Genomic DNA, 9,590 nt, shown 5'->3' on the forward strand with positions numbered 1-9,590 from the left:
GGAGCACCCATGACAGACCAGTCGTACGACCAGTGCTGTCCCGGCAACGCCTGCCGCCCGAACCGCCGACAACTCCTCACTCTCTCCCTCGGGGTCGCCGCCGGCACCGTGCTCGCCGGCTCCCGGGCCGAAGCCGCCACCGCCCTGGGCGTACCCGAGGACCGGCTGATCGCCGTACCGGTCGACAAGGCGCTGCCATCCGACTGGACCACGGCGCTGCACGGCCGGGGCGAGCCGACCACCTACGAGGGCACCGACCTCCGCTGGCTCGGCATGCCGGTCGGCGGCGGCGCCACCGGCCAGCTGTACCTCGGCGGCGACGGGCGGCTGTGGAACTGGGACATCTTCAACCGGCCGGCGGCCGGCACCACGGACGTCGGGTACGCGAACCCGCGACAGCCCACCTCACCCGTCCGGCACGGCTTCGCGCTGCGGACCCGGTCGGCCGGACGGGTCCAGACCCGCGCCCTCGACGCGACCGGCTTCGACCAGGTGCGTTTCACGGGGCAGTACCCCATCGGCACGGTCCGGTACCGAGCCGCCGACACCCCGGTCGATGTGACCCTGGAGGCGTTCTCACCGTTCGTACCGCTGTCGGTCGCGGACTCGACGCTGCCGGCGACCGTGCTGGCGTACACGCTGCGCAACACGTCGCACCGAACGGTGGACGCCACCCTGCTCGGCTACGTCGAGAATCCCGCCTGCCTGGACACCAGGACGCAGCGCGGCATCACCCTGCGGTCGACGGCGTTCGGCGACCGGTCGCTGCGCGGTGTCCGGTTCTCGGCCGCGGAGCAGACCGAGACGCCCGACCGCCCCGACGTCGTCTTCGAGGACTGGGAGCGGGACACCTACGACGGCTGGACCGTCGAGGGCACCGCCTTCGGCACCGGCCCGGTGCTGGTCTCCGAGATCCCGGACTACATGAAGCGCGGCGGCCCGCTCAACGCGACCGGGCAACGGCTCGTGACGTCACACGACTTCCGTGGCGCCGCCGGCGACATCGGCCGAGCCGACGCGCCCACCGGCAGGCTCGTCAGCGACCCGTTCACCGTCACTCGCAAATCCATCCGGCTGTCCCTGGGTGGCGGCAACCACCCGGGACAGACCTGCGTCAACGTGGTGGTCGACGGGACGGTCGTCGCCACGGCCACCGGGCAGGACACCGAGGTGATGCGGCCCGTCTTCCTGGACGTGGCCGCGCACGAGGGGCGGTCCGCCGTCATCGAGATCGTCGACGACCACGGCGGGGCCTGGGGCCACCTCAACTGCGACCGGATCGTCTTCACCGACGCCGCGCCGCGGCCCGACATCGTGTTCGAGGACTGGGAGCGGGACACCTACGAGGGCTGGACCGTCGAGGGCACCGCGTTCGGCAGCGGCCCGGTGCTGGTCTCCGAGGTGCCGGACTACATGAAGCGGTTCGGCGATCTCGGCGCGTCGGGGCAGCGGTTCGCGACGTCGCACGACTTCCGCGGGTCCGGCGGGGACTCGGGCCGTGCCGATGCCGCCACCGGCAAGCTGACGAGCCGGCCGTTCACCGTCGAGCGGCGCTACGTCAACGTGGCCGTGGGCGGCGGGAGCCACCGCGGCAGCACCTGCGTGAACCTCCTGGTGGATGGCGCGTTGGAGGCCAGCGTCGCCGGCCGCGACGCGGAACCGGTCAGCGTGGCCACGATGAACGTGTCCGCGTACCAGGGCCGCACCGCGGTCATCGAGATCGTGGACTCGGACACCGGCGGGTGGGGGCACGTCAACGTCGACCGGATCGTGTTCAGCGACGTGACGACGGACGCGCGGCCGCTGGACCAGGTGCCCGACAACGGCACGCTCGTCCTCGCCGCGCTGGACGGCCGGGCGGTGGCGCGTCCGTCGCTGGCCTGGTGGGATACCCTCGACGACGTGTTCGTGGCGGAGGCCGGCCCCGCGGAGGTGGACGGCTCACTATCCGGGCAGACCGGGTCGGTTAGCGTCGCGGTCCGGCTCGCGCCCGGCCAGAGTCGCACGGTGCGATTCGTGCTCGGCTGGCACTTCCCCGTGCCGGACCGTGTCTCGCTCAGCTTCCTGCGCGGCTCGGACAGCCTGCGCCGGCACTACGCGACTCGGTTCGCCGATGCCCGGGCCGTGGTGGAACACGTCGCCCGGGACCTCGACCGGCTGGAGGCCGACACCCGCGCTTGGGTGAAAACCTGGTACGCCGACGCCACCCTGCCGCACTGGTTCCTGGAACGCACCCTGGCCCCCGCCTCGACCCTCGCCACCAACACCTGCTACCTGTTCGACGACGGACGGTTCTACGGGTGGGAGGGCGTGTACTGCTGCCCGGGCACCTGCGAACACGTGTGGAACTACGCCCAGTCGATCGCCCGGCTCTTCCCCCAACTGGAACGTGACACCCGCAGCAGGGTGGATCTCGGCATCGGCTTCCACCCGGACACGGGCCAGATCGGCAACCGCGCCGAGGCAGACATGGCCTGGGCCACCGACGGTCAGTGCGGGACGATCCTGCGCTGCTATCGGGAACACCTGACCGCGCCGGACGGCACCTACCTTCGGGCGAACTGGTCCCGGCTGCGGCGCGCGCTGGAATGGATCATGGAACACGACGCAGGCCCGGACGGCACGCTCGACGGTCCGCAGCCGAACACGCTCGACACCACCTGGTACGGCCACATCGCCTGGATCACGGGCATGTACGTCGCGGCCTTGCGAGCGGGCGCGGCGATGGCCGACGAGCTGGGCCAGGCCGAGTTCGCCGACCGGTGCCGGACCCTCGCCGATTCCGGCAGCCGGTACCTGTCCGCGGAACTCTTCAACGGCGAGTACTTCATCCAGGAGGTCGATCCGGCCCACGCCGACGTGATCAACAGCAATCGGGGGTGCCACATCGACCAACTCTTCGGGCAGAGCCTCGCCGGTCAGCTCGGGCTCCCCCGTGTCGTACCCGCGGAGCAAGCCGTCAGCGCCCTGAAGAGCCTCTACCGGTACAACTTCACCCCCGACCACGCCGCCTACCGGGATGGCAGCGTCATCCCGGGCGGCCGCTGGTTCGCGATGGACCACGAGTACGGCATGCTGATGACCACCTGGCCGCGCGGTGGCGCCGACAGCGCGGCCGGGACCCCGGCGAGTTGGGCCGCGATGTACTTCAACGAGGTGTGGACCGGCCAGGAGTACCAGGTCGCGGCGCACATGCTCCAGGAGGGCCTGGTCGAGGAAGGGCTTACGCTCACCCGGGCGTTGCACGAACGGTACGCCGCCGGCAAGCGCAACCCGTACAACGAGATCGAGTGCGGCGACCACTACGCCCGGGCCATGGCCAGCCACGGCGTCTACCTCGCGGCCTGCGGGTTCGAGTACCACGGCCCCCGCGGACACATCGGGTTCGCGCCCCGGATCAGCCCCGACAGGTTCGCCGCCGCGTTCACCGCGGCGGAAGGATGGGGCCTCTTCCGGCAGGAGCGCCACGGCGAGCACCTCACCGGTACGGTCGAGGTCCGGTACGGCCGCCTCCGGGTGTCCAGCGTCGCTCTGGCGGTGACGCGTTCCCCGGCACGGGTGACGGTACGCCTGCGCAATAGCACGCTGCCCGTGCGTGACTGGTCGTGCCGGGACGGGCGTTTCCTCGTTACCTTGGCCGCCGAGGTCGTGGTCGGTCGGGGCGACGCCCTCCAGGTGATGCTCAACGGCTGAACGTGTCGGCGCTCGTCACGGCGCGTGGTGAGCGCCGGCACGGAAAGCCCGTGACAATACCGTCATTTTTCGTCCGTAGGATGCCCAGTCCCCGCACCGGCGACGGTGCGGGAGCGCGCACTCGTTCTCGGGCTCGTCATCATAGGAATTCACCGGATGGAGGCGAATGGCGACGATCTACGACGTGGCACGGCAGGCTCAGGTCTCGCCCGCGACGGTCTCGCGGGTGCTGAATGGGCGTACCACCGTCGATCCAGCCATGGCCGCGCGCGTGCACCAGGCGATGCGGGACCTCGACTACCGTCCCAACGCCGTCGCCCGTAACCTGCGCCTGAGCCAAACCAGCCTCTGGGCGGTCATCATCTCCGACATCGGCAACCCCTTCTTCACCTCCATGGTGCGCGGGGTCGAGGACGTCGCGCAGAGCGCCGGCTACTCCGTGGTCCTGTGCAACACCGACGAGGATCCGGAGAAGGAGTCCCGGTACATCGCGGCGGCCCTCGGCGAGCGGATGGCCGGCGTCATCATCTCCACGTCGGGCCGCTCGACGGTGATCAACCGGCTCGTCGAGGCCCGTATCCCGGTCGTGGCGATCGACCGCCAGCTGCGCGGCGTCACCATCGACACGGTGCTCGTCGACAACGTGCACGGGGCGGAGCTGGCGACCACGCACCTGATCGACAACGGCTACAAGCGGGTCGCCTGCATCACCGGCCCCCGCCGAATCTCCACGGCGGCCCAGCGGCTCCGGGGCTACCAGCGCGCGCTGCGGGCGCGCGGGCGGGAGGTGACCGATGCCCTCGTGCGGTACGCGGACTTCCGCGAGGAGGGCGGCTACCGGGCGATGGCCTCGCTGCTCGACAGCGAGAACCCGCCCGACAGCGTCTTCGCCACGAACAACCTGATGACTGTGGGTGCCGTCGAATGTCTCGTCGACCGCGGCATCCGGGTGCCGCACGAGGTCGGGGTGGTCGGATTCGACGACATCCCGTGGGCACACCTGGTCCGGCCGTCGCTGAGCACCGTCTCCCAGCCGACGTACGATCTCGGACGCGCCGCCGCCGTGCTGCTCACCGAGCGGATCGCCAACCCGTCGCGGCCGCCGTCGACCGTCACGCTCAGCACCGGGCTTCAGATACGCGACAGTTCCACCCGCCGGAGCTGACCGTTAGCCGATACGCGGACGCGGGGAAACCGGGGAGCCTGCCCCAACCTCAGGCTCCCCCGACCCGTCATCACCACCCCGGCGCCTCGGCCGAAGGGTGGCCACACTCCGGCTCGGCGACCTGGCCGGGTCCCACGACCGGCCGGGTCGCCAAGCGGGTACTCAGAGGTTGACGTCGCCGCAGAGGTGCACCTGTACGCCGAGTTCGGCGAACATGGCGGCCTTCGCCCGCAGCGCCCGGTCAGCGGTCTCCGCGTCCGGCGCGTAGGCGACGTTGACGTGGTTGGCCTTGTGGCGGGCCATCAGCTGATCGCGGCCGACCCCGTGCAGCACGGCATGCATGATCGGCCACTGCGGGTTCGTGGCGTTCAGCCGGCGCCGGGTCTCCTCCTCCGGAAGTTCGACGACGGTCGCGCGGCCGAGGTCGACGTGCAGCCCGCCGTCCATGATGAACACCCGGGACCAGACGATCTCTCCCGGCTTGGAGACCCCGCTCAGCGTGCCGCCGCCGAGCGGGAAGTACATCGGCGGCTGCCGCATGCTGTACGACTTGTCGTACCCGCCGTTGTGGGACGCCGGCACCGAACCGGAGATCTCGAACACCCAGACGAAGTCGTCGCCGTACCGCTCCCCCCACCGGATGTCGTGCAGGGTGGTGGCCGGGTCGAGGCCCATGGCGGTCCAGATGCGGTTGGTGACGAGCGAGTCGACGGCGACGCCCTCGTCGACCTCGTTGAAGTGCGGCAGCGGCGCGCCCGCGTAGAGCTCCCGGCTGCCGTCGCGGCTGAGCACCGGTGGCCGCTGGACGTTGTTGAGCAGCCCTTCGGCGAGGTCGCTAGCCGGGACGGTGTCCTTCAGGCCCTGCTGGTACTGGATGCCGACGGCGTCCAGGCCGAAGTCGTCCGCGATGCGCAGGGCGGCGATGTACATCTTGAACTGGCTCGTCAGCTGGGCGTCGGTGAGTTCGGTCGCCTCGTCGGTGCCGGTGTGGAAGGTCATCCCGGCCTCGTCGAGCCACCGGCGGACCGCGTGGGCCTCCCCGTCGGGGACCCGTGACATCTCGGCGACCAGCGCGCTCTGCGACAACCGTTCCTTGTAGATGCCCAGCGGGTTGATCAGCTCGTCATCGAAGATCGCGTTGTACATCCCCATGCAACCCTCGTCGAACACTCCGATGATGGCCTTCTCCCGGACCAGCTGGGCAGCCAGGGCGCGGCCGAGCTCGACCTCGGGGTCGTCCGGCAGGGCGGGCAGATCGCGCACGTGGCTGGTGTCGTGGCGCAGCTCGCCGGTCTCCAGCCAGGTGCGCAGGCCGTGGGCCGCCCAGTCGTCGGTGAAGTCCCGGCTCCACAGCGCGGAGTGCCGCACGCCCGCCTTGGTGAGGCTCGCCGTGAGATTGAGCAGGCCGACCAGGCCCGGGAACTCGCCGCTCCAGTTGGCCACGATGAGGATCGGGCCTCGGTGGCTGCGCAGCCCGGCCAGGACGTGGTGGCTGTACTGCCAGACCGCCTCGACCACGATGAGCGGTGCGTTGACCGGGATGCGCTTGAAGACCTCGATGCCGGCCCGCTGGCTGTCGAGAAAACCGTGGCCCTTGTCCGGGTCGAACGCGTGGCCACGCTCGACCTTCCAGCCGAGCGCGTTGACCGCGGTCGTGAGGTCGGCCTCGAGCTGCTGCTGGGTGGGCCAGCATGTGATGTTCGCCCTGGGTCGGAGGTCGCCACTGGCCACGGTGTAGACGGTGCCGGGCGCCGCCGCGGGCGGGTCGGTCAGCACGGGCAGCGGGTAACTGGTCATGGGGCGACTCCTTCGGTGCGTGGGGTGGCGCTGGCCGCCAGCGGGCCGGCGGCCAGGAGACGGTCCTGACGTGCAGCGAGTGCGTGCGCGACCCGCTTGGAACTCGTGTACAGCTCCCGGTACAGCCCGTAGAGCTCGTCGTAGTCGGCGGCCAGCTCCGCCCGGGGCTGCCGGATCTCCTTGACGGGGTTCCACGCCTCAATCGAGACGGGCCACCCGGTCCGCGCGGCGAGGAACGCAGCTCCGTAGCTCGCGCCGATGGTCTGCGACGGGATGACCTGGGGACGTCCGGTGACGTCGGAGACGATCTGGGTCCACAGTCCGCCCTGGGTGCCGCCGCCGACCGCCACGACCCGCCGGATGGCACCACCGCTCTCCTCGATCGTCTCGATGTTGTGGCGTACGCCGAGAGCGGTCGCCTCGAGCGCGGCGCGGTACAGGTCACCGCGGGTGTGCGAGACGGTGAGGCCGGCGACGATGCCACGGGCCCGCGGATCCAGGATGGGGGTGCGCTCGCCCGCGAAGTACGGGAGCATGAGCAGCCCCTTCGCGCCCGGGCCGGAGACCTCGGCCAGCCGGAGCAGCTCGGGATAGCCGGTTGAGCCGAACAGCTCGCGCAGCCAGGCCGTGATCGCGCCCGAGGTGGCCAGGCCGCCGGCAAGGTTCCGCGTCCCGGGCAAGGCGCCAACCGTGCCCCACAGCGACGGGTTCGTGAGGCGGGCGGTGACCGTGTGGATGAGGAACATCGTGGTGCCGTACATCAGCATCAGGTCGCCAACACCCTGGGCACCCACGCTGATCGCCTCCGACCAGGCGTCGATGGTGCCCGTGACGACCTGGACGCCCGCCGGCAGGCCGGCCTCTGCCGCCGCGCGCGCCGTCACCGTCCCGGCCACCTCGCCGGGCCAGCGCAGCGGCGGCAGGACCAGATCGGGTGCGATCTCCGTGGCCCACGGCGTGTACCAGTCCTGGCCCTCTGTGTCGTAGAGCGGTGTGCACTGGCTCGCGGAGTGCTGATCGAGCACGTAGTGGTCGGTGAGCTTCCACGCGAGCCACGAACTGGGCATAAAGAGCCGCCGGGCTCGGGCGAAGAGCTCCGGTTCGTTGTCGGCCACCCAGGCCACCTTGGCGCCCGCCGCCTGGCTGGACAGTGCCGAGCCGCACCGCCGGAGGATCTCCGCTGCGCCATACCGCTCGGTCAGTCGCGCGATCTGCTGGGTCGAGCGGGTGTCGACGCCGTACAAGATGGCCGGGCGCAGCGGGGCGTTCGCGGCGTCCGTGAGCAGCACACACGGACCCATGCCGCTCACCCCCACCCCGACGACGTCGGCGTCGCCGGGTGCGAGGAGCTCACGGCTGAGCGCGACGAACTCCTGCCACCAGACGTCCGCGTCCATCTCCACCCAGCCCGGTCGCGGGCGGCTCACCTCGTGCGCGCGGGTCGCCGAGCGGAGAACCCGGCCGCCGGCGTCGACGAGGACACCCTTGCTGCTCGATGTGCCGATGTCTACGCCCAGGACGGCCGCAACCTTCATGGCGCCACTGTTCCAGCAATCGATTTCCGAATCAAGACCGATCCGTCGGCGTCTTTCCCTACCGGGCCCGAGCACGCGCGCTGGCATGTTGGCGTATCGCCTGATGAGTACGGGTGTCGGCCGCGCCAGAAGAAGTCGGCGCTCCCGGGAAATCGTTAACTCACTTCGGCTTCTGACGCGGCCGACCCGCCGATCCGTCGCGATGCCGGCCGGGATCTGATGTGTGCACCCGTGCGCCGACGGCCGCCGTACGGCCCTCAGCGGCGACCTCGGTCCCAAGCATCCAAGGTGATCTTGGATCCTCTTGAAGAGACCGTCGCATGCCCGGTCTCCATCGACGCGCATTCCGTGGCCTCACGGGCGCGGCCGGAGCAGATCGCGCGGCCGCCATCGCCGGCTCTCCTCGGCACCGGCCTGGGCCGACCCCCTTCGCGGACAACCCGTTCACCCAAGGCGTCGCCTCCGGCGACCCTGGGAGTTGCCCCCTGGTCCTGGACACTTGAACCTTGGATCGTGATGGTCCGGGGAGATCAGGAGTCCCTGACAGATGGTGATGAAGCACTACCCCGCCGAGTTCAAGGCCGACGCGGTCGCGTTGTACCGGTCTCGGCCTGGGGCGACGATCGCGCAGATCGCTGACGATCTCGGGGTCAATCGGGAGACGTTGCGCAGTTGGGTCCGCGCCGATGATCGGCGTCGGGGTGCGACGGCCGGGCCGGCGGCGCCGCCGGCGGCCGGCTCCGTGGAGGACGAGAACGCGGCGTTGCGGCGGCGGGTCCGGGAGTTGGAGGAGGAACGGGACATTCTGCGGAAGGCGGCCCGGTATTTCGCCGGGGAGACGCGCTGGTGAACCGCTTCCAGTTCGTCGCCGACCATCAGCAGCGCTTCGGCGTGAAGCGGTTGTGTCAGATCATCGGGGTGTCCCGCTCGAGCTTCTACTACTGGCGCTCGGCCGCGGAAGCGCGGACCGCCCGTGATGCCGCGGACGTGGCCCTGGTGGGCCGGATCCGGGCGGTGCACACCGCTCACGACGGCACGTACGGAGCGCCACGGATCACCGCCGAACTCCCACTGGATGCCGGTGTGTAGCACGAACAGGATCCCGCAAAGTACCTGCCGGTCCGGGATCCGCTTGCGTCCCGGGTGCCGCGGGTTGCGCTCAGGTTTGGGCAGCAACGGCTCGATGCGCTGCCACAGCCCGTCCGGCACGATCCACGGCGGCTGCTCGCCACGCCTCACGGCCCGACATCGTAGATCACCCTCTACAAGGGACGAAAGACCCGAAGATCATTTTGTTAGGAACTCTTAGAGGTCCTAACAAAGCCGGGTGACGTGTCGGTACGTGATGATGCAGGTGGCGAGGCCGAGGAAGGCTTCGTGGATGTCGTCGCGGCGTTCCC

4 protein-coding genes and 2 pseudogenes are annotated in these 9,590 nt (G+C 70.4%); 3 read left to right on the forward strand and 3 right to left on the reverse strand.

The annotated features are described in order from the left end of the window. Positions 1-9: 9 nt before the first annotated feature. Positions 10-3,693 (forward strand): GH116 family glycosyl hydrolase, encoded by a 3,684-nt coding sequence (locus tag ACGF5G_RS33025; RefSeq protein ID WP_393270251.1) that lies wholly within the window; start codon positions 10-12, stop codon positions 3,691-3,693. A gap of 166 nt (positions 3,694-3,859) precedes the next feature. Then, positions 3,860-4,858, forward strand: a complete 999-nt coding sequence (locus tag ACGF5G_RS33030; protein ID WP_393270253.1) for a LacI family DNA-binding transcriptional regulator — start codon at positions 3,860-3,862, stop codon at positions 4,856-4,858. Between the two features lie 162 nt (positions 4,859-5,020). On the opposite strand, the gene ACGF5G_RS33035 is transcribed toward ACGF5G_RS33030, so the two are convergent. After that, a complete protein-coding gene (locus ACGF5G_RS33035; protein ID WP_393270256.1) occupies positions 5,021-6,655 on the reverse strand; it encodes a fucose isomerase in 1,635 nt (544 codons plus the stop codon). Next, a complete protein-coding gene (locus ACGF5G_RS33040; RefSeq protein WP_393270258.1) occupies positions 6,652-8,190 on the reverse strand; it encodes an FGGY-family carbohydrate kinase in 1,539 nt (512 codons plus the stop codon). The genes ACGF5G_RS33035 and ACGF5G_RS33040 overlap by 4 nt, the downstream gene beginning before the upstream one ends. A gap of 547 nt (positions 8,191-8,737) precedes the next feature. Between ACGF5G_RS33040 and ACGF5G_RS33045 the strand changes: the two are divergent. Continuing rightward, positions 8,738-9,276 (forward strand): annotated as a pseudogene (locus ACGF5G_RS33045) (transposase); the annotation flags it as partial. Here the strand turns inward: ACGF5G_RS33045 and ACGF5G_RS33050 are convergent. Next, positions 9,259-9,402: pseudogene (locus ACGF5G_RS33050) on the reverse strand (transposase); the annotation flags it as partial. The pseudogenes ACGF5G_RS33045 and ACGF5G_RS33050 sit on opposite strands and share 18 nt — an antisense overlap. Positions 9,403-9,590: the final 188 nt, after the last annotated feature.

Origin of the sequence: Micromonospora sp. NPDC047730 (assembly GCF_043204765.1) — a bacterium.
GTDB lineage: Bacteria > Actinomycetota > Actinomycetes > Mycobacteriales > Micromonosporaceae > Micromonospora.